Genomic DNA, 24,184 nt, shown 5'->3' on the forward strand with positions numbered 1-24,184 from the left:
ACAATAATAAGCTGAACTGCATAAATTAGACTCCCCAGGATTTGATTCCTTACTTAAGTCTTTCGGGATTCTATGATTTCAGAAAGTAATTTCTTGGCTCTTAGTAATTTGACCTTTACATTATTCATAGGTTCATCCAGGCTGCTGGCAATTTCCTTATAAGATTTCTCCTGAAAGAATCTAAGATTGATCACTTCCTGGTAATGTGGCTTCAATTGCTTGATGTCAGCTAAAAGTTGCTCCAGATTTTGCTCTTTGATCAGTTTATCTTCTATGCCAGGAGTTTCGTCAACGATTTCATATACTCTTTCTTCTTCAACTACAGAAGTCCTTGAAGTAATGGATGCTTTTCTTTTTCTAACCTGGTCTATATGAATGTTCTTGGAAATTGCAATAAGCCATGTAGTGAAAGAATAATTTTCGTCGAAAGTATCAATTTTATTGAAAGCCTTGGAAAATGTCTGGATGGTGATGTCTTCAGATTCGTATTCATTCCGGGTTTTCTTTAACTGAAAACCATATACATCGTTCCAGTATCTATCCAGAAGATAATTAAATGCCGACTGACTTCCGTTTTTGGCCTCCCTGATCTTCTTCAGGAGTTGGTCTGGATTTATTTCCAATGTTTCGGTTTTGAAATGAGGTTGGAGATAAATATAACCATTTGAAGGAAAATTAAAAACAGGTCGAAAAATGGGAATAACCACACAACATCTGTTTCATTTAATTTCTTTGCTGCTTTGAAATATACAAAAGCTTCCGTGATCAATTTCAATCCAAAAATTCCTAAAACAATCTTTGGATAAATCTGAAGGATAAGTAAAGCCGCCAAGGTTATCCAGAATAAGAGTCTGAAAGTGTAAAAACCCGCAAGCAAAACTTTATGTTTTGGTTTGTAGAATCCTGCTACGGATACGTGTCTCTTTTTTTGGTGAAACCAATCTGAAAAGCTGGTTTTCGGAACGCTTCTGGTTATCGAGTCTGGGTGAAAACAAATCGCCGTGTTTGAATCTGTTGCTGCTTCATTGACGAAAAGATCATCATCACCAGATCTTAAATGCAAATGATTGGCGAATCCTTTTAATTCATAAAATTGGTTGGAAGTGTAGGCAAGATTGCGACCAACACCCATATAAGGTGAACCTAATCGCGCATATGAGAAATATTGAATCGCGGTAAGCAAAGTTTCAAACCTGATCAGTTTATTCAGTATAGACCCGGTGTGTTGAAAATATCCGCCATATCCAAGGACGATTGTATTTCCCGGCTGAAAATTTCGTGACATCTCTGTGATCCAATTATTGGATTGCGGGGCGCAATCGGCGTCTGTAAAAAGTAAATATTGGTTTTTCGCTTTTTTGATTCCTAGCGTTAGAGCATATTTTTTATTTGCCCAGAAAGCTTCATTATTCTGAACATCTACAATTTTAATTCTCGGGTCAATTTTCTGAAATTCTTCAATAACTTCCAGGGTATTATCTGAAGAAGCATCATTGATAATAATTATTTCAAAATCGTGATAATCCTGTTCAAGAATAGAAGGTAAAAAATTTCGAAGATTTTCTTCTTCATTTTTGGCGCAGATAATTACTGAAACCGGAACTTCGGGATGTATTTTGTTTTTTAATCCTGAAGTGGAAAAGGAAAAGAATGAAAAGAAATAAACGAGGTTAACTAAGCTTATTAGAATGAATAAAACAAGTAATAGTGTTGCCATTCAGTCTACTTGGTCTTAGGAGTATCCGAACAATTTTCCATTTCATCTGGCATTTTTCCGCAGAAACTGCACGGCTCACCAGACTTGTTCAAATATGGGTTTTGGCTTGCACAGGTACCGGCAAATTTACCATCTTTCTTACCCCAAATTTTTATGGCGATCCCGGCTAAAGCCAGTCCTAATAATATAGCGCTAATTATAAATAGTTTCATGCTTATCAAATTCTGATGCAAAAATAACAATAATATGGGGCATCTGAAAATCAGGGCTATCATTAATATAACCTTTACACTATTTAACTAAACTTTAATCGAAAGCTTAGTGATAACTGCCTTTTGCACAATATCTTGCATCGTTAATCACGAAAAAAAACTACGATTATGAAAATTAAAATTTTATTTACGGTTTTAGCTCTTTCAGCTATTGTTTTTACTTCTTGTGAAGATAATAATAAGAAGGAACAGGAAGAGAAGGCTAAAATGGAACAAATGGAGGCCGAGAGAGAGGCTGAAATGAAAGCTGAGAAGGAAAAGATGGAGATGGAGTCTAATAGTATTGCTGCAAAAGCAATGGCTACAGATACTTTAAGTACTTTGGTAAGCGCACTTAAATCTGCTGAATTAGCAGAAATGTTTAAAACTGAAGAAGGTCCGTTTACAGTATTTGCACCAAACAATGCTGCATTCGGTAAAGTTGATAAAGCAACATTAGATAACTTAATGAAGAAAGAAAACCAGAGTCAATTAGGTGATGTATTGAAATACCATGTTGTTGAAGGTGAGGTAACTTCTCAACAACTTGTAAAAATGATCCAGGATAATGATGGTGAATATACAATTTCCCCAATTGGTGGTGGTGAAATTAAAGCAACCTTAGAAGGGGAGAATGTAATTCTTACAGATGAAGCTGGTAATAAGGCTACTGTTGTACAGGCAGATGTTGATGCTTCTAATGGAGTTGTTCACATTATTGATGCTGTAGTTATGAAAAAAGCATCCTAAGAATTAAACCAATATTGAAAAAGGGATCCAAAACTGGATCCCTTTTTTTATATGATATTTACTTCAGCTTCGAGGTCAATTTTAAATTTATCCTTTATAGCTTTTTGAATCGTTTTAGACAGGTCCAAAATTTCAGAACCTGTGGCTTCTCCATAATTAACCAGCACAAGCGCCTGATTTTTATGAACGCCTGCGTCACCACTTCTATAACCTTTGTATCCTGCCTTGTCTATTAACCAACCTGCCGGGACTTTAATTTCATCGGCTGAAACTTCATAAGAAGGAATTTCAGGAAATTTTTGCTGCAGTATTTCAAATTCTTCTTTGGAGATCACTGGATTTTTGAAAAAACTTCCGCTATTTCCAATTTTCTTTGGATCTGGTAATTTTGATTGTCTTATGGCAATCACCGCGTTTGATACATCCTGTATATTAGGTTGGCTAATTCCTTTTTCAGTTAATTCAGATCTTATAGAACCATAATCCACATTCAGCTTATGGTCTTTTTTGGTCAGTCTGAATTTTACTGAAGTAATGATATATTGACCTTTAAGCTGATTCTTAAAAACTGAATTTCTATAAGAAAATTCACATTCCTCCAATGAAAACTCCTTTTCTTCAAGAGTTTGAATATTCATCGCCTTGCAGCTAACAAAAGTGTCTTTCAGTTCCACGCCATAAGCTCCAATATTCTGTATTGGCGCGGTACCAACATTTCCCGGAATAAGAGAAAGATTTTCTAATCCTCCAAAATCCTGTGATAAAGTCCATAGAACGAATTCATGCCAATTCTCTCCAGCCGACGCCTCTATAATGACTTCATTATCGGTTTCAGAAATAATCTTTTTTCCCTTTAAGGCAATGTGAAGTACCATTTTATTCACATCGGCAGTGAGCAGCATATTGCTTCCACCACCTAGAATAAAAAGTTCAGATGCATAACTTTTGCGAAGTAAATTCCTAAGGTCATCCAGATTCTGGATAGAAATGAATTTCTCAGCTCTAACGTCTATGCCAAAGCTATTATGATCCTTGAGGGAAAAGTTTCGCAATACGCGCATTAATCCTTCTGGTTATATTCTTTTATCGCCTTTTCAAGGATATTGATAGCTCTCTCCAGATCTTCTTTTTTCAGAACATAGGCAATTCTAACCTGGTTCTTCCCAGTATTAGGGGTTGAATAGAATCCGGCAGCTGGGGCAACCATCACGGTTTCGTTATCATCTTCGAAATCTTCCAGTAACCATCTGGCAAAATCATCAGCATCTTCTACTGGTAATTCAGCGATACAGTAAAAAGCTCCTTTTGGCTGGGCAACCTTTACTCCTTCAATTTTTTCAAGTCCGTCAACAAGAAGGTTTCTTCTGTAGGTATATTGCTCAATTACGTCATCAAAATAAGATTGAGGCGTGTCCAGTGCCGCTTCACTCGCAATTTGCGCAAAGGTTGGCGGACTAAGTCTTGCCTGGGCAAATTTCATGGCGGTATCAATAACTTCTTTGTTCTTTGAAACAAGGCAGCCAATTCTTGCGCCACACATACTATATCTTTTAGATACTGAGTCTACCATAATCGCATTGTCTGCAAGTTCAGGGATACTCATTATAGAGTGATGAACCGCACCTTCATAAGCGAATTCGCGATAAACTTCATCTGAAACAATGAAAAGATCGTGTTTCAATGCAAGATCGGCCAATTGCTTCACCTCTTCTTTAGTGTACAAATATCCAGTTGGATTACCTGGATTACACAAAAGAATTGCTTTAGTTCGGTCAGTAATTAATTTTTCAAATTCTGAAATGGGAGGTAACGCGAAATTATTCTCAATACTTGCCTGGATTGGCTTAATTGTTACTCCTGAAGCCGTTGCAAAACCATTATAATTTGCATAAAAAGGTTCTGGAATAATTACTTCATCACCAGGATCTGTAATACTTCCCATGGCAAAAAGTAAAGCTTCAGAACCACCAGTGGTGATAATGATGTCCTCTTTATTTACTGGAAGCGCACTCTTTTTATAATAGCCTGCCAGTTTCTCTCTGTAGCTTTCAAATCCTGCTGAATGACTATAAGAAAGTACATCTATATCATGATTTCTAACCGCATCGAGAGCAACTTCAGGGGTTTTGATGTCTGGTTGACCAATATTAAGTTGATAGATCTTACGTCCCTTTTTCGTTGCTGCTTCAGCAAATGGAACTAATTTTCTTATCGGAGATTCAGGCATTTCCAGCCCTTTATTAGAGATCTTAGGCATAGCTTATTATTTGTGCAGTGCAAAATTGCAAAATTTAAATATTAATCAATAATATTCTCAGGGTAATTATCTACTGATTTTAATAAAAAAAGCCCTCCAAATTGGAAGGCTTTAAATGATTTGAGCGATTTTATTTGCTGTCTCCAGCTTCTTCTTTTACCAGACCTTTAATTTTTAAAGCTTTTACTGGTTCTTCCGCATTGGAATATACCGTAACAGTTTTTCTAATTGGTCCAACTCTTTTGGTGTCATATTTAACCTCTATCTCACCGGTTTCTCCAGGCATGATTGGATCTTTCGGTTTTTTTGGCACCGTACAACCACAGCTGGATTTCACATCTTCAATAATCAAAGGAGCATCACCAACATTTGTAAATTCAAATACTCTAAGGCCGTCGCTTCCTCTCATGATTTCGCCATAGTCAATTGTTTCTGACTTGAATTCGATCTTTGCCGTCTTTTGTGCCTGAGTGGTTGCCAGACCAGCAAAAACGAAAATGGCTATTACAATAAATTTTTTCATAATTCAAATTTTAATCGGATTAGTAAAGATAGCTCGAAATACTTCAAAACTCAAAAATTTTAATCATTTCAACAGCTTTCATAATCCTACATTAATAATTACTTTTGCCAATATTCAAAAATCAGACCAAGAAATGGCAATTGCTTCACAATATAATGCGAAAAAAGTAGAGGATAAGTGGTACGACTACTGGATGAAAAATAATTACTTTCATTCAGAAGTAGATGAAAGAGAGCCGTATACAATTGTTATTCCTCCACCTAACGTTACAGGTGTTCTTCATATGGGGCATATGCTGAATAATACAATTCAGGATGTTTTAGTGAGAAGGGCGCGTTTAAAAGGTTATAACGCATGTTGGGTTCCTGGAACAGACCATGCTTCTATTGCAACTGAGGCAAAAGTCGTGGCAAAATTGAAAGCTGAAGGAATTGAAAAAAATGATCTTTCACGTGAGGAATTTCTACAACACGCCTGGGACTGGACAAATAAACACGGAGGAATTATTCTTCAGCAATTGAAAAAGTTAGGTGCTTCCTGTGACTGGGAGCGTACTAAATTCACCATGGATGATGACATGTCTGCATCCGTGATCAAGGTTTTTGTTGATCTTTATGAAAAAGGTCTTGTTTACCGTGGATATCGAATGGTAAACTGGGATCCTCAGGCGAAAACCACGCTTTCTGATGAAGAGGTTAATTATGAAGAAAGAAATGGTAAGCTTTACCATCTTAAATATAAAGTGGATGGTTCTGATGACTATCTGACTATCGCGACTACCCGACCTGAAACAATTTTAGGAGATACTGCTATATGTATTAATCCTAATGATGAAAGATTTACGCATTTAAAAGGAAAGAAGGCGATCGTTCCAATTTGTAATCGAACTATACCGATCATCGAGGATGAATATGTAGATATGGAATTTGGTACAGGTTGCCTTAAGGTCACTCCTGCGCATGATGAAAATGACAAAAACCTTGGGGATAAGCATGACCTGGATGTGATCGATATTTTTAATGATGATGCTACTTTGAATCATTATGGACTTCACTATGAAGGGAAAGATAGATTCGTGGTAAGAGCAGAAATTGTTGAAGAGCTTGAATTATCTGGATTTGTAGACAAGGTTGAAGACTATGTAAATAAAGTTGGAACTAGCGAAAGGACTGGTGCCGTGATCGAACCGAAATTAAGTGATCAATGGTTTCTGAAAATGAAAGAAATGGCTCAACCGGCCATCGAAGCGGTTCTGGGTGATGATATCAATCTTGTACCGGAAAAATTTCTGAACACTTACCGCCACTGGATGGAAAATGTTCGAGACTGGAATATTTCTCGTCAGTTATGGTGGGGACATCAAATTCCTGCATATTACTATGGAACTGGTAAAAATGATTTCGTAGTGGCAGAAACTGCAGAACAGGCGCTGGATAAAGCAAAAGAGGCGACTGGAAATAATAACTTGACTTCGTCTGATCTAACTCAGGATAAAGATGCCCTGGATACCTGGTTCTCTTCATGGTTATGGCCAATGAGCGTGTTCAATGGAATATTGGAGCCTGAAAATAAAGAGATTGAATATTATTACCCAACTAATGACTTGGTAACAGCTCCAGAAATTCTGTTTTTCTGGGTTGCCAGAATGATCATGGCAGGTTATGAATACAGAGGAGAGAGACCTTTCAAAAATGTTTATTTAACCGGGATTGTTAGAGACAAGCAAAGAAGAAAAATGTCGAAATCTCTGGGGAATTCTCCAGATCCATTGGCATTGATAGATCAATACGGGGCAGATGGCGTTCGGGTTGGTATGTTATTGAGCTCGCCTGCAGGTAATGACCTTATGTTCGATGAAGATCTTTGTAAGCAGGGTAGTGGATTTACCAATAAAATTTGGAATGCTTTCCGTCTTGTTCAGGGTTGGGAAGTTTCAGAAGAAATAGAGCAGCCTGAGACTGCTAAAATGGCTATCGATTGGTATACTGCAAAATTCCAGAAAACGATTAGGGAAATTGAAGATCATTATTCAAAATACAGAATTAGTGATGCTTTGATGTCTACATATAAATTGATATGGGATGATTACTGTAGCTGGTTTCTGGAAATGGTCAAGCCTGGTTATGGCGAGCCGATCGATGCAAAAACTTACAAAGCTGTAATTGCAATTCTTGAAGATAATTTAAAAATTCTTCATCCTTTCATGCCGTTTGTTACAGAAGAGATTTGGCAGGAAATTACAGATAGAAGTCCGGAGGAAGCTTTAATTGTTGCGAAATGGCCTGAACAGGTTCAATTTAATGAGGATATCATAAAAGAATTCTCTCATGCTGCTGAAGTTATTGCTGGAGTGAGAAAGATCAGAAAAGACAAGAATATTTCATTTAAGAACGAAATTGAACTGAGTGTTCTAAATAATGAAAATACCTCGAAGACATTTGATAGTGTCATCTCAAAAATGGGGAATATTTCTAGGCTTGAGTATGTAAATGGTTCTGTAGATGGAGCTTTGTCATTTAGAGTTAGATCCAATGAATATTTTATCCCTATCGTGGGAGCGATTGATGTTGAAGCTGAAAAGAAAAAGATCCAGGAAGAATTGAGTTATACTGAAGGCTTTCTGAAATCTGTGGATAAAAAACTATCGAATGAGCGTTTTGTAAATAATGCTCCAGAGAAAGTTGTTGAAATTGAAAAGACCAAAAAGGCTGATGCAGAGGCTAAAATAGAAGCTTTGAAAGCTAGTTTAAAAAGCCTGGGATAATTTTGCAATTGGCAATAAAATAAAAAAGAGGACAAACTGTCCTCTTTTTTTTATGATTAAATGGAAGAGATTATCGCGGTATTTCTCCGATATGTTCTTCTACAAGTTCTATGTATTTTTCTTCAGCCTCTTGTTTGCTTAATTCCTTTACTTGTACGAGTGCATTGATCTTAAATGCACTTCTAAGGTCACCCTGGTTGGTAGGAGGAATATAGAACCCGTTTTTTTCCGTAGCTCTTTTATAAAGCGCGTAAAAATGTAGGAGCACATCAGGTGGGAACTGCTGATTGGTGCTGCTTGCCATTTCATAGGCTTTTAGAAACTTTGCGTTTTCTTCTGCCATCATTTGTATTAAGAAGCAACATCAGCGATTACGCTAACGCCTCCTTTAACTTTTTGATTGATTTCTACATTAATCTTTGTTCCAATAGGTACAAAAACATCAACTCTACTTCCGAATTTGATAAATCCGCTATCGCTTCCCTGAACAACTTCAGTATCTACTTCAGCATAATTCACAATTCGTTTAGCCAGAGCTCCGGCAATCTGTCTATAAAGGATCTCACCGGCAGTTTCGTTTTTCACCACTACCGTAGTTCTTTCATTTTCTTCGCTGGATTTAGGATGCCAGGCAACCAGGAATTTTCCAGGATGATATTTACTGTAAGTTACTTTACCCCCAACAGGATGGCGAGTAACATGAACATTGATAGGAGACATGAAAATTGAAATTTGCAACCTCTTATCTTTAAAATATTCTTTTTCATAAACCTCTTCAATAGCAACCACTTTTCCATCTACAGGAGCAATGATATGTTTATTATTGAGGCTCGTATTTCTTTTTGGATTTCTGAAAAACTGAACGATCAGAAGGAAAAAGAAAATTGAAGCTACAAGGATTAGAAATTTAATCCAGTAGACATTTATAAAACTGTAAGTAATGATATTTATTGCGATAAGAATGATCGCAGTAATAGTCATTATTTTATATCCTTCTTTATGAAACATAGTTCAATATATATAAATAAGCATAAATGAATGGACTGGCAAAGATAATACTATCCAGCCTGTCAAACAATCCTCCGTGGCCAGGCATTAATTTTCCGCTGTCTTTTACACCTGCCTGTCTTTTAAATTTTGACTGGATCAAATCTCCGAGGGTGCCAAAAATACTTAAAATGATCGCCATTCCCAGCCATGTCCACATCGTTAAGAAATCGGTATAATACCAAATAGCATAACTCATCAAAACACTAAAGACAAGTCCGCCCAGGAAACCTTCGATGGTTTTATTGGGAGAGATCTTTTCATATAATTTCCTTTTTCCGAAATTTTTTCCAATCAAATATGCAAAGGTATCATTCGTCCAGATAAGGAAGAAAATTCCTATTACCAGCTTTGGTATGAATACACCTTCTATCGTTGGAATAAGGGTTAGGAATATGGTGGAAGAAATCAAATAGAAAATAATTATGATATATTTCTTCTTCTCGAAAACAGGAATTTTCTTAACGACAATCAAATCCTTTACAAGGAATAGATTTACGAAAACAGTTATTAATAACAATAATATAGTAGCATCCTGATTAAATTTTAAAAAGCTGAACAGGTAAAATAAAATGGCCTGTAAAAAGTAAAGCGCATAACTTTTCAAGCGCAATAATTTTTGCATTTCTATAAGACATACAAGGCTTAATAAATAAAAGAGGATGATGAAGATCACTTCTGAAGATAGGATGGAAGCAACCAATATGGATGTATACAACAATCCCGAAACAGCACGAATAATGGTTTCCCTCATAAATTACAGATCTTCCAGCAGCAGCAAATATAGGTTTTTTGTACTACTTCCATAACTCATGAAATCACCTTCTTTTTGAGTTTCAAAATTCTTGATCGTGGTGATATTGGAAGGGATTTGCTGTTTGTTTTTAAATTTGATTCCTCTTAAGCCTTCTCCAATAGTATCAATTAGCTGACTTGTAGAGGATAGTATGATAAAATTAGCAGGAAGATCATGCAGTTTTCTTTCCTTGATTTGATTGGATGAAATTAAAATAGATCCATCATTTGCAACCAGGAACTCACATGTTGATAAGTAGAATTCTGCGTTAGCAGATTTATTAAATTCGAGGTTGAAATCCTTGAATTTGTTCATAAGCTGCTCGTCAAAGCAACAGCACTGTTTTTCATACCAATCATTCTCCATTAGAATGTTGTCGAATGCTTCCTGAACTTCTGCATCATCTATGCAGTATAAGAATTTACCTCCGTTATTTTTAAAATTGAGCATAAAACGCTCATCGGTTGGTAATTTTACCTCCGGCATATATTTCCCTCTGTCTGCATTCTCAGGGATATCCTGCTCCTGGTCTGCTTTCGACTTGGGATTAAGAAACCTCTTGAATAGATTCATAGAGTTTGGGTGTGATTCTTACAGTCAATTTATCAAAGTTAAAAAATCTGAAATTAACCATTGTTTAATTTCAGATTTTTTACTTTAACTTCTACACTACTTATTAACCGAATCTTTTTCAGTTAATTCTCCTTCTTCGTCTGTATTTTTACCTTTTACATCCTTGGTTTCAGCCTCGTTTTCTGCACTTTCCTGTATAGTGTTCTTTTCTTTTAACGGCTTTCCTTCTTCCTTTTCTTTTTCAAAAGGACGCTTTCCAAAGATCTTTTCAAGGTCATCTTTAAAGATAACTTCTTTATCCAGAAGTATTTCTGCAAGCTCAGTAAGCTTATCTTTATTCTTCTCCAATAGATCAAGAGCTCTTCTATATTGATCTTCGATGAGGTTAGAAATTTCCTTATCTATCAATTCAGAAGTCTTTTCACTATAAGGTTTGGTGAAATTATATTCGCTTTGTCCTGATGAATCGTAATAAGTAAGATTACCAACAGCCTCGTTAAGACCATAAATTGTAACCATTGCTCTTGCCTGTTTAGTAACCTTCTCCAGATCACTAAGCGCTCCGGTAGAGATCTTGTTGAAAATCACTTTTTCTGCTGCACGTCCACCTAAAGCGGCACACATCTCGTCCAGCATCTGTTCTGGTCTAACAATAAGTCTTTCCTCAGGTAAATACCAAGCTGCACCAAGGGATTGGCCTCGAGGCACAATAGTTACTTTTACTAGCGGAGCCGCATGTTCAAGCATCCAGCTCACTGTGGCGTGACCTGCTTCGTGAAATGCAATCGCTTTTTTCTCACTAGGAGTAATGATTTTATTTTTCTTTTCAAGTCCACCAACGATACGATCTACCGCATCCAGAAAATCCTGTTTTCCAACAGCTTTATTTCCTTTTCTTGCTGCAATTAGAGCAGCTTCGTTACATACGTTGGCAATATCTGCTCCTGAAAATCCAGGAGTTTGTTTAGCTAAGAATTCAGTATCCAACTCATCAGCAACTCTTTTTAGAGGAGCTAAGTGAACTTCAAATATTTCTTTTCTTTCGTTCAGGTCTGGAAGGTCAACATAGATCTGTCTATCAAAACGTCCTGCACGCATTAAAGCTTTATCCAGTACATCTGCACGGTTGGTTGCTGCGATCACGATCACATTTGTGTTCGTTCCAAAACCATCCATCTCAGTTAATAACTGGTTTAGGGTATTCTCACGCTCATCATTAGATCCTGAGAAATTACTTTTTCCTCTGGCCCTACCAATCGCATCAATCTCATCAATAAAAATGATAGATGGTGATTTTTCTTTTGCTTGTTTGAACAGATCTCTTACTCGAGATGCTCCAACTCCAACAAACATTTCAACGAAATCTGAACCTGAAAGTGAAAAGAATGGAACTTTCGCCTCTCCGGCAACAGCTTTTGCAAGTAAAGTTTTACCAGTTCCCGGAGGTCCTACTAATAGTGCTCCCTTCGGAATTTTCCCACCAAGCGCGGTGTATTTTTCAGGTTGTTTAAGGAAATCCACAATCTCCTGAACTTCTTCCTTAGCACCTTCAAGACCTGCAACATCTTTAAATGATGTTTTTACATCTGTATTTTGGTCAAAAAGTTTAGCCTTTGATTTCCCAATATTGAAGATTTGACCTCCTGCACCTCCTCCGGCACCAGAGCTCATTTTTCTCATAATAAATATCCAGACTCCGATGATCAGGATAAACGGTAATAATGCCCAGAAAAGGTCACCTAATACGTCGCTGGAAGTATCATAAGTAACTACCGTATCAAGATTATTTTCTTTCTTGATCTCATTGATATCATTTTCAAAATTCTGAAGGTCTCCAAACTGAAAAGTATAAGTCGGAGATTCACCGGTCGGGAAAAGATCAGGGTCTATATTCTTTTTATGTATATCCTTTTCTTTAGCTTCTGGGGTAAGATAAACTCTCGCCTGGTTGCGGTTTATGATCTCAACCTTTTTGACATCACCGCTTCTTAGATACTCTTTAAATTCTGCCGGATTCGTTTTTGCTGGTTCAGAGAAACCTCCGTCACCAAACAGATTAAGTCCTAAAAATATAATAATGATCGCCGCATAAATCCAGTAGGCACTAAATTTAGGTTTTTTGGGATCTAATTTTTTCTTCGATTTTTGATTCGCCATTCTGTGCTTCTTCTAATAATTTAGATTTAATAACTGCTTTCTATGGAAGTGATCTTCGCGTCACCCCATAGGCTCTCAATATCGTAAAATTCCCTGATATGTTTCTGAAATACGTGAACAACTACATTTACGTAGTCCATGAGTACCCATTCTGCGTTTTCGCTCCCTTCAATATGCCAGGGTTTGTCTTTCAGGTTTTTACTTACTGTTTTTTGTATGGAATTTACTATGGCGTTAACCTGCGTATTTGAAGTACCATTGCAGATTATAAAGTAATCACAAACTGTATTTTCAATTTCTCTAAGGTCCAGGATATCAATATCATTACCCTTCACTTCTTCTATCCCTTTTATGATATGTGCAATAAGTTGATCGCTGTTTTTTTCCTTTTTCGACATTAAATTAATTTATTTACGCAAATTTATCATTTTTTGCTCTTTTAAAGAGATTGTTAAAGAAGATTTTAACGCCTTATCTCTTATACTTATATATGCGTATAATCAAAGTTAATGCCATTGACTCTACCAATTCTTTCGTTAGAAAATTTTACGAAGGAAATACTGATTTTGAACCGGTTTGCGTAAGAGCGATCGCTCAAACCGAAGGACGTGGTCAGCGAGGTTCAAATTGGGAGTCTGAAGCAGGTCAGAATCTCACTTTCAGTATTCTGTATCCTCAAAATAAACTGAATATTTCCAGGCATTTTCTATTGAGTGCAACCATTTCTTTGGCTGTTCTGAAGGTATTGGAACGACTTGAAATTCCTGACCTTAAGGTGAAATGGCCTAACGACATTCTGTCAGCAAAAAAGAAGATTGGTGGCATTCTTATAGAGAACATTGTAAAGACCGAAGGAATTGTCGCCAGCATCATCGGTATAGGACTAAATGTAAATCAGGATAATTTTGATCAGCTTCCGCAGGCTGGCTCCCTAAAATCTGTTTCAGAAAAATCCTATGATCTGGATGAATTGCTTTTAAAATTTGTCGCTGAAATTGAAAATGCGCTGAAATTACTGAATTCCAGAAAAGCTACTGAGATCCTGGAAGAATATGCTAAAAAAATGTTCAGGCTTAATGTGGTTTCTTCGTTCGCTTCAAAAAATGGCGAAAAATTCAATGGGATTATCAGGGGTGTGACCACCGAAGGTAAATTGAACCTGGAAATAGAAGACAGCGTTTTTCAGACTTATGATTTGAAGGAGATCCAGCTGCTTTATTAAATAAAAAAGCCGGAACAATCGCTCCGGCTTTAAACTTTGATGATTTTCAATTTACAGCTTTCCAATATTCTCAGTTAAGGCTGTTATGAATTTCTTTAATGGACTTTTGATCATCATGCTCATCATCGCATTAAATTCTCCTTCAAATTCCATGTTCACTTCACTTTTCCCGTTATCGGCATCTTCAATATGTGTTTTTAGTCTGAAAGGAAATTTATCTGAAGTAGAGCCAAGAACCACAAGATTGGGTTCATTAGTTTCAATGATCTTCAGTCTTATCTCTGGCATTCCTTTTAATTGAAAAAGAAAGCTGTCTTCAGTTAATACTTGGAATTTTTCTTTGCTCGAAGGCATTATTTGTTCATAATTCTCAACATTGGTTAGGAATTGGAACATTTCCTGCTGACTTTTATCTGCAGTTACTTTTTGGCTTTCTAATTTCATATTATGGTTTCCAGTTTGCAGGATCTTCTCTCCACTTGCGTAGCACACCTGCTTCTTCAATATTTATATAATTCGTTTTTTGAGCGGTTTCTATCAGATTTTCGTAATCGCTGAGGGTATGCAGTTCGATTTCCAGGTTTTCAAAATTTTTCACCGAAGTATCAAATCCATAAGTAAAGATCGCGAACATGCCCTTTACATTGGCTCCGGCTTCTTTTAAAGCTTTAACAGCATTCAAACTGCTATTCCCTGTACTTATAAGATCTTCAATAACTACCACCGTTTGACCTTCTTCCAGATTACCCTCGATCTGATTTTGTCTTCCATGACCTTTCGGTTCAGGTCTTACGTAGGCAAATGGCAGACTTAGATATTCTGCTACCAACATTCCTATTCCAATGGCACCCGTAGCTACGGCTGCAATCACATCTGGCTTGCCATACTTTTCTTCAATCTGTTTGGCGAAGTTCTCCCTAACGTAATTTCTGATCATTGGGTAAGACAAAATGATCCTGTTATCACAATAAATTGGCGACTTCCAGCCGCTGGCCCAAGTAAAAGGCTCTTGTGGTTCTAATTTTATTGCTTTAATTTGCAATAAAAGCTCAGCAGTCTTTTTTGCTGTTTCTTTATTCAAAATCATAGCTGCAAATGTATAAAGTTTTTGTGAATGATATTCCCATAATTGTTTCTACAAAGAAAGAAATTGGGGAAAACTACACTTCTTTTCCTTTGAAGACTGTTAGACTGAAAAAAGTGATCAGAAAAATTTTAAAGGGGAAATTACATTATGTAAATCTTTATCATAAAGATGAGAACAAGCTATTAAAGCTTCTTTTTAAAAAGATGAAGGTGGTTACCGCGGCAGGAGGTATGGTGGTAAATTCCAAAAAAGAGATCCTATTTATTTACAGAAATAATCGCTGGGACCTTCCTAAAGGTAAAACAGAAAAGAATGAAAGCATTGAAGAATCTGCCATTAGAGAAGTAGAAGAGGAGACTGGAGTTCAGAATCTTGAGATTACAAGGTTTATCACCAAAACCTATCATGTTTTCAAAAGAAAGGGAAAATTAAAGCTGAAAGAGACTTATTGGTATGAAATGCATACCGATTTTGACGGCGAACTCGTTCCTGAGGTAAAAGAAGGCATTAAAAAGGCGAAATGGAAGGATTTTGAAAAAACTCAGAAAGCTTTAAAAAAATCTTATGCCAATATCAAAATGCTGTTTCCTGAAAAGTTTCTAGCGGGGAAGTCGGAAGACTGGGTAGCGTAAATGAGCTTGCTCATAATTACCTGATTTTTTGTGCAGCCAATCTAATTGAGCATACCAGTTATTTCGAAAATCTGAATCTTCCTGCTTTTTAGTTTCAAACTCATCTTTAAGTTCAGGATCTGCTGCTAGCATCCCTTTTGCAATATCTTCAAAAACATATGGAGAGAATCCTTCTTTTTGCTGAAGCACCGTATCGAAAAAGTTCCAGTTGAAAAATGAGTCTACTGCAGATGGTTCCAGTGTTTCAAGCAAATAACGCGCTCCGTCCTGAAAAGTGGTGATAAGATAATCTCCCTTACGGAATCTAACATCTTCAGAAGTCCTTGAAACCTGAGTATTACTGTGTGGATAGTGACCTTCGTAGGCCGTTTTAGTAGTCTGATAATCTTCGATCTTGTAAACTTCAACATTGATAACGGTATCTCTTTCCAGAGTTTCCATTTTAATATTGTTCATTTCTAAGCGATCTATTACAGGCCACCAACCTTGCGGAATGATGTACGCACGTGGAATTTCGATCTCCTCGGTTACCTTGAAATTATCAAAATACTCTATCTCTTTGTTGAAAGGTTGATCACGATCATATTTCAATCGTTCTTGGCCAGTCACATCACTAGCTATATTTTCACCTTCAAAACCTTTGAAATTTCGTTTGGAAGGATTCTCTTCATCTACTTCAAATTTCAAGTTATATTTTCGATCTGTAAGATATTTTCTTCTGGCTTGATTCCTCAAATCCTTAATAACTGAACTCTCAGCATCTGTGATCTTGATCATCGATCTCATGAGTTCGTAGGTTCCCCAGACTCTTTTATCGTAGGGTTTTAGCATATGGGTTTCCACCATCATACCTAAAGTATTCCAGAGGGCAGCATAACCGGTTGAATATCTTGGAGAATCCATGAATTGTGAAAATCCGGTTTCAGGAACCTCATTAAAAACATTTACATAAGGAGTGATATCCCAGTCCTTTGCCTGTAATGAGTCTTCCAGGGCCGGCATCATTTTCTTCTGGACATAATCTCCTAGGTTTCCACCAAGCTTATCATGCTGGGTGAATAAATGGGTTAGCGTATATTGATAATCTGCACCATTGCTTACATGATTGTCAATAAATACATCGGGATTCAGATAGTGAAATATCTCGTAAAATGTCTGAGCGTTTTTAGTGTCAGATTTTATGAAATCTCTGTTGAGATCGTAATTACGAGCATTTCCTCTAAAGCCGTATTCTTTAGGACCGTTTTGATTTGTCCTTGTGCTTGAATTTCTATTCAGCGCTCCGCCAACATTGTAAATAGGGATGGTAGCGACAATGGTGTTTTTTGGAGAGCCAATAGAATCGGCCGCCATATCTCTAAAAAGCATCATGGTAGCATCTATTCCATCACTTTCACCAGGATGAATACCATTATTGATAAGCATGACACTATTAGACTTTCTAAGTTTTTCAAGATCAAATTCGCCGGCAGGATTGTAAATGGCCAGGTGTAGTGGTAAACCACTATCAGTTTCACCAAATTCCTCCAGGCTAATGCTTGGGTAAGCATCTGCCAGTTTCTTATAAAATTCTATAACCTCTGCATAGGTGCCGGTTTCGGTACCTACAGATTTCTCAAATCGGGTTTCGAAATCGTAATCTTTAACTAGCTTGTACTTAGAAAAATCACAAGACGAAAGGCTGATTACAATCCCCAATATCAACCACAGTTTTTTCATAAAATTTTCTAAAAATCTAGCCGTAAACTTAACTAAAAAGTCTGAAAGCAACCAAAAACATCAGGCTTATCTCATTTTCAGACTTTCCTTAAAATATTTAAAAGCAATTTTTAAAGTTGAGAAAACCAGTTTTTTCTACTCAATTATGTTTAAAATTGTGACTAAAACCAATTGTCTTGAAGAAGTACCTGATTTTCTCTTTTATCTTTTTATTTTTTATACAATCTGTCAGTTCCCAGAAGATAAAGGGAAGAGTGATGGATAGTAGATATCAATTTCCTTTGGAGAATGTGAAAGTCACTGATAGGAATTCTGGTGAAAGTCAAAGAACAGACAGGTATGGGAATTTCAAATTTCAGAATTTCGAATATCCGCTAGAATTGGAATTTTGCATGTCGGGTTATTTGGGGGCAATTATGGCCTTTCAAAAGAAGACTAGTGAGATAAAGGTTTATCTCGAAAAGGATATTGATCAATTATCTGAAGTGATCATTCGTAGTTCTAATATTCCGGAGAAAATCAGGGAAATACCTGCTTCTGTTGGTCTTATTTCTGAAAACGATCTTCAAAAAACGGATAACTTTAATCTTGTTCAAAATTTCAATTTCGTACCCGGAGTTTTTGTAAGTCAGGGTGCTCTGAATACCAATAAGATCAATATTCGAGGAATAGGCGCAAGATCGCAATACAGTACTAACCGAATTAAGGCTTATATAAACGGTATTCCTTTAACCACTGCCGAAGGAGAATTAACGTTGGATGATTTTGATTCTGAATACCTGGATAGAATTGAAATATATAAAGGACCGGTTTCTTCAGCTTATGGAGCCGGGCTGGGTGGTTCTATTAATTTATTTACAAAACGCAATAGGAGAGATCAGAAATCTATTACGACAGATTTTAGTTATGGCAGCTTTAATACCCGGAAAACCAGAGCAAATTTAAGTTACGTGAAAGATAGTCTCGATCTTTCTTTTAATTATAATCAGGTGCAAAGTGACGGCTTTAGACAGAATGGAGATTACGATAGGATATCGATGCTTGGATCTGCCGGCCTGATCAATAAATCTGGGAATTACTGGTCATTCTTTTTTTCTTATACCAATCTAAAAGCATTTATACCTAGTTCTTTGAACGAAACAGATTTTAGAAATAACCCTGAAAAAGCGGCTTTCACCTGGAATCAGGCTGCAGGTTACGAATCTTATGATAAAAATATTATCGGGATTGCTTACGAACATCATTTTTCGGAAAGATTCATTAATTCTACTTCAGTTTTTTATAATTCTAGAGATGGTTATGAACCGAGGCCATTTAATATACTGGATGAAGAAAGGCATTCTTTTGGAGCCAGAACCAAATTTAATTACAAGACTTCTATTTTCTCAAAACAGTCGGAGTTAAGTTTCGGGGCAGAAACCATGCTTGAACTTTACGAAACAGGCACTTTTGAAAATCTTTATGAGCAAACGGAAGAAAGAAGAAGTTTACAGGGAGATCGCTTAAATTTTAATGAACAGGTTCGTAATTATCTGAATGTGTTTGCTCAATGGAATTCGGAAATAACTTCAAAACTTTCCGCGGAAATAGGTCTGAATTTTAACGTGACTAGCTATGATCTTGAAGATGATTTTACAGAAGACAATATAGATCAGTCTGGTGATTATTCTTTTGATCCTATTCTTTCGCCCCGGTTAGGCTTTACGTACGAAGCTTTTGAAGGTAAAAACTTTTATATCTCTGCCAGTCATGGTTTCTCAACACCAACGGTTGCAGAAACCTTAACGCCTGAAGGCTTAATAAATACAGACCTTAAAACTGAAACAGGATGGAATTACGAGATCGGGTTCAAGGGCAATTGGCTAGGAAATAGACTGTATACCGAATTGAATTTATATACTATCCAGATCAGGAATTTGTTAGTGGCTAGAAGAGTAGGACAGGATCAATATGTTGGAGTGAATGCCGGAAAAGCAGACCATAACGGGGTTGAGTTCAGTTCAGTTTACCAAACAAATTTATCAGAGGATATTCGATTAAAATGGTTTCTGAATTCAAATTTCAACTTTTTCAGTTTTGATAAATTTGTTGATCTTGGCGAAAACTATTCTGGAAATACTATTCCCGGTGTTCCTGAATATATGATCTCACCTGGAATGGAGCTTGCGTTTAAGGATTTTACGGGTAGAATTAATTACCAGGCATTTGGAGAAATGGCACTAAATGATGCAAATTCCGGATATACTGAACCTTATCAATTATTGAATCTAAAATTGAATTATGATTGGGATTTGAACGAAAAACTTGCACTCCAATTTAATTTTGGAATTAATAATCTTCTGGATCAAAGCTATGCAGCAAGTATTGTCACAAATGCAGTTGGCTTCGGAGGATCTGCTCCGCGTTATTATTATCCAGAAAATCCGAGAAATTATTTCGGTGGAGCCAGGCTGATTTTTAACTTATAAAATCAGATTGGGAGAATTGGGCAATTTAAGCAGATACAGATACTACTTTTTTCTAACTATATCAGGTACCATGAATTCATAATTTCCGCCGTGATGCATTACATCTCTTACCACGGTAGAGGAAATATGAGCAAGTCCTGAGCTGGAAATGAAAAATATACTATCGATGCCAGACATTTTATAATTGGTTTGCCCTATTGCTTTCTCAAATTCTAAATCCTGCCCGTTTCTTAAACCGCGAAGAATAAATTTAGCCTCCTGTGACTTACAAAAATCTACCGTTAAACCTTTGTAGGTTTCTACGGTGATCTTCGGCTCATCCTTATAAGTTTCCTTTAAAAAATGCAACCGTTCTTCAAGACTGAACATATATTTCTTGCTGGAATTCGTGCCGATGGCCAGAATAATTTCGTCAAATAGTGGTAGCGCGCGGTCAATTATATCTGTATGTCCTAAGGTAAGGGGATCAAATGATCCCGGAAAAACGGCTTTTTTCATCGAAAGGATTTTGTGCAATTATCAATGGAAAAGATAATCAGAATTTATTTATTGATTTAGTGCCGCTTCGATGGTGCTCCCAAAAAGATCTTTCAGACTGATACCGGCCTTTTCTGCCTGTTGCGGTAAAATACTAGCCTGGCTAATGCCTGGATTGGTATTCATCTCTATAAAATGAGGTTCGTCATCATGAAAAATGAATTCAGATCGGGAAAGACCTTTCATTTTGAGTTTTTTATAGATCATCACTGCAATATCCTGCACTTTTTTAGTGTCTTCTTCAGAAATTCTGGCTGGTGTGATCTCTTGAGATTTCCCTAGATACTTTGCCTCATAATCAAAGAATTCGCCATCAGGAACAATTTCAGTTACAGGTAAAGCCATAACTTCTCCTTTATAAGTGATTACTCCAACAGAAACTTCAGTTCCGTCAAGGAAAGATTCTATGATCGCTTCATCGTCTTCGGTAAAGGCAGTTTTAGCCGCTGCTACAATTTCATCTTCAGTTTTCACTTTGGTAACTCCAAAACTACTGCCAGCTCGATTGGCCTTTACAAAACATGGGAGTCCGACTGCATCAACAATTTCTTTAGTATTTATCTCCTGATCTTTATTCAGAAAATAATTCTTCGCCGCTTTGATTCCGTAAGGTTTCAAAACACTTATTAGATCCCTTTTATTAAAAGTTAGTGCCGACTGGTAGTAATCGCAGCTTGTTTGAGGGATACCTATCAATTCAAGATAGGCTTGAAGAAGTCCGTTCTCACCAGGAGTACCGTGAATAGTATTAAATACACAGTCAAATTCTATCACCTTGTCGTCGATCTTCACTGTAAAATTGCTTTTGTTAATGGGGTAAGGGGTATTATCTTCAGCCACGACAAACCATTCGCTTTGTAATATGTGTACGCGGTATGGTTCATAAAGGTCACGATCTAGATGTTTATATACAATATTTCCGCTATTGATGGAAATGCGATATTCACTGGAATATCCGCCCATTGCGATGGCAATTTTTTTCTTCATATTCAATATATCCGGTTAGAAGTCGTTAAACAAAAATATCACTTAAAAGGGCAGTCACCAAAACCAAAGGGTTTTATATCTTTGCCCATTATCTAAAAACTATGGGATTATTTCGATTTATTTTCAGCAAGACATTTTTGATACAGCTTGTACTTGCGGTTATAGTATTAGTGGTGCTTTCATTTTTAACGATGCAATGGCTTGATTATTCTACGAACCAGGATCAGAGAATTGAAGTTCCAGATCTGGCGAAAATGAATCTGGATAATGTTGAAGACAGGCTGGACGAGCTCGATCTTGATTTTGAGATCCTGGATTCAGCAAATTTCAATCCCGATTTTCCAAGATATTCGGTGATCGATCAGGTGCCAGCTCCGGGTAAATTTGTAAAGGAAGACCGAAAAATTTATTTAACGCTGAATCCTTCAGGATATAGAAAAATTGAAGTTCCGAATAATTTGATCAGAAAAACAAGAAGGCAGGTTGAACCAACCTTACGATCTCTGGGATTTGAGATAGGGGAGGTTTCTTATAAGCCGGATATTGCTGAAGATGCAGTTTTAGAACTTAGACATAAAGGAAAATTGATAGAGCCGGGAGATGAATTGATGAAAACTTCTGTGATAGACCTGGTTCTTGGAGATGGTAGCGGAAGATATAGAAATACGGAGGAAGACACGCTGGATGTAGAAAGCGAAACCGAAACAGATAGCGAAGTTGATGAATTCTAATAAAGATCAAAGAGAAGATATTGAAGATGAAGAAGAGGACGAAAGTCTTTATGAACATCACAAATTCGTAGCAGAAGTAGGGCAGAAGCCACTTCGGGTAGATAAATACCTGATGAACTTTATTGAAAATGCTACTAGAAATAAAATTCAGAAAGCTGCCAAAAGCGGAAATATCTATGTAAATGGAGAAACCGTAAAGCAAAATTACAAGGTGAAGGGTGGCGACACCGTGCAGGTGATGTTCGAGCATCCGCCATACGAATATCTATTAGTGCCTGAAGATATTCCATTGGATATTGTCTATGAAGATGAGGTTCTTTTGGTGGTGAATAAACCTGCCGGAATGGTTGTTCATCCCGGTCATGGAAATTATAGCGGAACTTTGATCAATGCGTTGGTACATCATTTTGACAATCTCCCAAATAATAGTAGTGATCGCCCGGGACTTGTACACAGAATTGATAAAGATACGAGCGGACTCTTAGTGATCGCTAAAACCGAAGAGGCGATGGCCCATCTTTCCAAGCAATTCTTTGATAAAACCAGTGAACGTGAATACGTTGCGATCGTTTGGGGTAATGTTGAAGAGGAGGAAGGAACGATCGAAGGGAATATTGGCAGAAACCCCAAGAATAGGCTTCAGAATATAGTTTATGAAGGAGATGAAGCTGAAAATGGCAAGCCAGCTGTCACGCATTATAAAGTTATAGAGCGGTTGGGATATGTGACTTTGGTTTCCTGTAAACTGGAAACTGGAAGAACTCACCAAATTCGTGTTCATATGAAGCATATTGGCCATACTCTTTTTAACGATGAGCGTTATGGCGGAAACAGGATCTTGAAAGGAACTACATTTACCAAGTATAAGCAATTTGTAGACAATTGTTTTAAAATTCTTCCAAGACAGGCTTTGCATGCAAAAACCTTAGGTTTCGAGCATCCGGAAACAGGGAAATGGATGAGCTTCAATTCAGACATTCCTGAGGATATGGTAAACTGTATTGATAAGTGGCGTGGCTATGCTAAGAACCAGTTAGAAGATCTATAGCATAAAAGCCTTCTATAGATTCATAAGAAACAAATTTCAGGGATTTTTCGGTTTTTGAACTGATAGGTTATCTTTGGTAGAAAATTAACCGAAAAGAAATGAAAATTGTTGTTTCGCCGGCGAAAACGCTGGATTATGAATCAAAATTACCTACTACTAGAGGAACTCAGCCAGAATTTCTGGAAACTGCAGGAAAGTTAAACCGTAAACTTTCCAGGCAAAGCAAAAAGGAGCTTTCGAAATTGATGAGTATTAGCGATAAGCTGGCTGATTTAAACTATACCCGATACCAGGAATTTGAAGAAGATCATGATAAGAAGAATTCTCGTCCTGCCATGTATGCTTTCAATGGTGATGTTTATACGGGCCTGGATGCCTACACAATTCCAAAGGATAAGATAGACAGAGTTCAGGATACTTTAAGAATTCTTTCCGGAATGTATGGGATTTTGAGACCGCTTGATCTAATCCAGCCATATAGGTTGGAAATGGGAACTTCCATCGGGATCGAAAGAAAGGATAATCTTTATGAAGTCTGGCAGAAAAAAGTGACCGATTTTTTAAATAATGAACTACAAGATGATGAGCTTTTTCTGAATCTTGCCAGCAACGAATATTTCAAGGCAATAGATACCAAGAAACTAAAAGTTCCTGTAATTTCTCCCGTATTTAAGGATTTCAAGAACGGAAAATTAAAGATCATCAGCTTCTTTGCCAAGAAAGCGCGAGGATCTATGGTTCGTTATATTATTGATCATGATTGCAAAACTTTGGAGGATATCAAAGGTTTTGATTATGATGATTATCGATTTAGCGAGGAACACACTAAGAACGAGAACGAACCAACTTTTATACGGTAATAGTTGACTTTAAACTGATTACGTTTCATGATTTTTAGCTGCTAAAACAAAATTAGCC

25 protein-coding genes are annotated in these 24,184 nt (G+C 36.9%); 8 read left to right on the forward strand and 17 right to left on the reverse strand.

Features of this window, described 5'->3' with window-relative positions; all coding sequences use genetic code 11:
- Window positions 1–53: 53 nt before the first annotated feature.
- The 3 genes from AC2S94_RS08010 to AC2S94_RS08020 are packed head-to-tail and all read right to left on the reverse strand — an operon-like array spanning window position 54 to window position 1,929.
- The gene (locus AC2S94_RS08010) at window positions 54–623 is read right to left on the reverse strand and encodes an RNA polymerase sigma factor (protein WP_484628084.1); all 570 of its coding nucleotides are present in this window, start codon (window positions 621–623) and stop codon (window positions 54–56) included.
- Window positions 614–1,717: a glycosyltransferase gene (locus AC2S94_RS08015; protein WP_484628085.1), complete on the reverse strand. Its 1,104-nt coding sequence runs from the start codon at window positions 1,715–1,717 to the stop codon at window positions 614–616. Before AC2S94_RS08015 ends, AC2S94_RS08010 begins: the two co-directional genes overlap by 10 nt.
- A 5-nt stretch (window positions 1,718–1,722) precedes the next feature.
- On the reverse strand, window positions 1,723–1,929 hold the full coding sequence (locus tag AC2S94_RS08020) for a membrane or secreted protein (RefSeq protein ID WP_484628086.1): 207 nt from the start codon (window positions 1,927–1,929) through the stop codon (window positions 1,723–1,725).
- Between the two features lie 168 nt (window positions 1,930–2,097).
- On the opposite strand from AC2S94_RS08020, the gene AC2S94_RS08025 reads away from it, so the two are divergent.
- Complete coding sequence (locus AC2S94_RS08025) at window positions 2,098–2,718, forward strand: fasciclin domain-containing protein (protein ID WP_484628087.1); 621 nt, start codon at window positions 2,098–2,100, stop codon at window positions 2,716–2,718.
- A 47-nt stretch (window positions 2,719–2,765) separates the two neighbouring features.
- Here the strand turns inward: AC2S94_RS08025 and murB are convergent, their stop codons facing one another.
- From murB to AC2S94_RS08040, 3 genes are all read right to left on the reverse strand, one after another.
- Complete coding sequence (gene murB, locus AC2S94_RS08030) at window positions 2,766–3,779, reverse strand: UDP-N-acetylmuramate dehydrogenase (protein ID WP_484628088.1); 1,014 nt, start codon at window positions 3,777–3,779, stop codon at window positions 2,766–2,768.
- Window positions 3,779–4,975, reverse strand: coding sequence for a pyridoxal phosphate-dependent aminotransferase (locus tag AC2S94_RS08035; RefSeq protein ID WP_484628089.1), 1,197 nt, complete (start codon window positions 4,973–4,975; stop codon window positions 3,779–3,781). The genes murB and AC2S94_RS08035 overlap by 1 nt, the downstream gene beginning before the upstream one ends.
- Window positions 4,976–5,105: 130 nt before the next feature.
- Complete coding sequence (locus AC2S94_RS08040; protein ID WP_484628090.1) at window positions 5,106–5,498, reverse strand: DUF1573 domain-containing protein; 393 nt, start codon at window positions 5,496–5,498, stop codon at window positions 5,106–5,108.
- A gap of 133 nt (window positions 5,499–5,631) precedes the next feature.
- On the opposite strand from AC2S94_RS08040, the gene AC2S94_RS08045 reads away from it, so the two are divergent.
- Window positions 5,632–8,262, forward strand: coding sequence for a valine--tRNA ligase (locus tag AC2S94_RS08045; protein WP_484628091.1), 2,631 nt, complete (start codon window positions 5,632–5,634; stop codon window positions 8,260–8,262).
- 70 nt (window positions 8,263–8,332) lie between these two features.
- Here AC2S94_RS08045 and AC2S94_RS08050 read toward each other — a convergent pair whose 3' ends face one another.
- The 6 genes from AC2S94_RS08050 to rsfS form a co-directional block, all read right to left on the reverse strand.
- Entirely contained in the window at window positions 8,333–8,608 is a 276-nt protein-coding gene (locus AC2S94_RS08050; protein ID WP_484628092.1) for an acyl-CoA-binding protein, read from the reverse strand.
- A gap of 5 nt (window positions 8,609–8,613) precedes the next feature.
- Complete coding sequence (locus tag AC2S94_RS08055) at window positions 8,614–9,270, reverse strand: phosphatidylserine decarboxylase family protein (protein ID WP_484628093.1); 657 nt, start codon at window positions 9,268–9,270, stop codon at window positions 8,614–8,616.
- On the reverse strand, window positions 9,260–10,063 hold the full coding sequence (locus AC2S94_RS08060; RefSeq protein WP_484628094.1) for a phosphatidate cytidylyltransferase: 804 nt from the start codon (window positions 10,061–10,063) through the stop codon (window positions 9,260–9,262). The genes AC2S94_RS08055 and AC2S94_RS08060 overlap by 11 nt, the downstream gene beginning before the upstream one ends.
- Window positions 10,064–10,066: 3 nt before the next feature.
- Complete coding sequence (locus AC2S94_RS08065; RefSeq protein WP_484628095.1) at window positions 10,067–10,678, reverse strand: LUD domain-containing protein; 612 nt, start codon at window positions 10,676–10,678, stop codon at window positions 10,067–10,069.
- A 96-nt stretch (window positions 10,679–10,774) separates the two neighbouring features.
- The gene (ftsH, locus tag AC2S94_RS08070; RefSeq protein WP_484628096.1) at window positions 10,775–12,835 is read right to left on the reverse strand and encodes an ATP-dependent zinc metalloprotease FtsH; all 2,061 of its coding nucleotides are present in this window, start codon (window positions 12,833–12,835) and stop codon (window positions 10,775–10,777) included.
- A 26-nt stretch (window positions 12,836–12,861) separates the two neighbouring features.
- Complete coding sequence (gene rsfS / locus AC2S94_RS08075) at window positions 12,862–13,233, reverse strand: ribosome silencing factor (protein WP_089666629.1); 372 nt, start codon at window positions 13,231–13,233, stop codon at window positions 12,862–12,864.
- Between the two features lie 92 nt (window positions 13,234–13,325).
- On the opposite strand from rsfS, the gene AC2S94_RS08080 reads away from it, so the two are divergent.
- The gene (locus AC2S94_RS08080) at window positions 13,326–14,057 is read left to right on the forward strand and encodes a biotin--[acetyl-CoA-carboxylase] ligase (RefSeq protein WP_484628097.1); all 732 of its coding nucleotides are present in this window, start codon (window positions 13,326–13,328) and stop codon (window positions 14,055–14,057) included.
- 51 nt (window positions 14,058–14,108) lie between these two features.
- Here the strand turns inward: AC2S94_RS08080 and AC2S94_RS08085 are convergent, their stop codons facing one another.
- Together AC2S94_RS08085 and pyrE are read right to left on the reverse strand one after the other, a co-directional pair.
- A complete protein-coding gene (locus tag AC2S94_RS08085) occupies window positions 14,109–14,501 on the reverse strand; it encodes an SRPBCC family protein (protein ID WP_484628098.1) in 393 nt (130 codons plus the stop codon).
- Between the two features lies 1 nt (window position 14,502).
- Window positions 14,503–15,144 (reverse strand): orotate phosphoribosyltransferase, encoded by a 642-nt coding sequence (gene pyrE, locus AC2S94_RS08090; protein WP_484628099.1) that lies wholly within the window; start codon window positions 15,142–15,144, stop codon window positions 14,503–14,505.
- Window positions 15,145–15,152: 8 nt separating this feature from the next.
- Between pyrE and AC2S94_RS08095 the strand changes: the two genes are divergently transcribed.
- A complete protein-coding gene (locus tag AC2S94_RS08095; RefSeq protein ID WP_484628100.1) occupies window positions 15,153–15,776 on the forward strand; it encodes an NUDIX hydrolase in 624 nt (207 codons plus the stop codon).
- On the opposite strand, the gene AC2S94_RS08100 is transcribed toward AC2S94_RS08095, so the two are convergent.
- The gene (locus tag AC2S94_RS08100) at window positions 15,744–17,495 is read right to left on the reverse strand and encodes a M14 family metallopeptidase (RefSeq protein ID WP_484628101.1); all 1,752 of its coding nucleotides are present in this window, start codon (window positions 17,493–17,495) and stop codon (window positions 15,744–15,746) included. The two genes, AC2S94_RS08095 and AC2S94_RS08100, sit on opposite strands and share 33 nt — an antisense overlap.
- A gap of 176 nt (window positions 17,496–17,671) precedes the next feature.
- Between AC2S94_RS08100 and AC2S94_RS08105 the strand changes: the two genes are divergently transcribed.
- On the forward strand, window positions 17,672–19,963 hold the full coding sequence (locus AC2S94_RS08105; protein ID WP_484628102.1) for a TonB-dependent receptor family protein: 2,292 nt from the start codon (window positions 17,672–17,674) through the stop codon (window positions 19,961–19,963).
- A 42-nt stretch (window positions 19,964–20,005) separates the two neighbouring features.
- Here the strand turns inward: AC2S94_RS08105 and coaD are convergent, their stop codons facing one another.
- Entirely contained in the window at window positions 20,006–20,461 is a 456-nt protein-coding gene (gene coaD / locus AC2S94_RS08110; RefSeq protein ID WP_484628103.1) for a pantetheine-phosphate adenylyltransferase, read from the reverse strand.
- 48 nt (window positions 20,462–20,509) lie between these two features.
- Window positions 20,510–21,487 carry a D-alanine--D-alanine ligase gene (locus AC2S94_RS08115; RefSeq protein WP_484628104.1) on the reverse strand — a complete coding sequence of 326 codons (978 nt, stop codon included), beginning with the start codon at window positions 21,485–21,487 and terminating at the stop codon, window positions 20,510–20,512.
- Between the two features lie 101 nt (window positions 21,488–21,588).
- On the opposite strand from AC2S94_RS08115, the gene AC2S94_RS08120 reads away from it, so the two are divergent.
- The 3 genes from AC2S94_RS08120 (at window position 21,589) to yaaA (ending at window position 24,126) form a co-directional block, all read left to right on the forward strand.
- Window positions 21,589–22,218 carry a PASTA domain-containing protein gene (locus AC2S94_RS08120; RefSeq protein WP_484628105.1) on the forward strand — a complete coding sequence of 210 codons (630 nt, stop codon included), beginning with the start codon at window positions 21,589–21,591 and terminating at the stop codon, window positions 22,216–22,218.
- Entirely contained in the window at window positions 22,208–23,266 is a 1,059-nt protein-coding gene (locus AC2S94_RS08125; protein ID WP_484628106.1) for an RluA family pseudouridine synthase, read from the forward strand. The genes AC2S94_RS08120 and AC2S94_RS08125 overlap by 11 nt, the downstream gene beginning before the upstream one ends.
- A gap of 98 nt (window positions 23,267–23,364) precedes the next feature.
- The gene (gene yaaA, locus AC2S94_RS08130) at window positions 23,365–24,126 is read left to right on the forward strand and encodes a peroxide stress protein YaaA (RefSeq protein WP_484628107.1); all 762 of its coding nucleotides are present in this window, start codon (window positions 23,365–23,367) and stop codon (window positions 24,124–24,126) included.
- Window positions 24,127–24,184 lie beyond the last annotated feature (58 nt).

The sequence above is a fragment of the Christiangramia pacifica genome, from assembly GCF_057221535.1.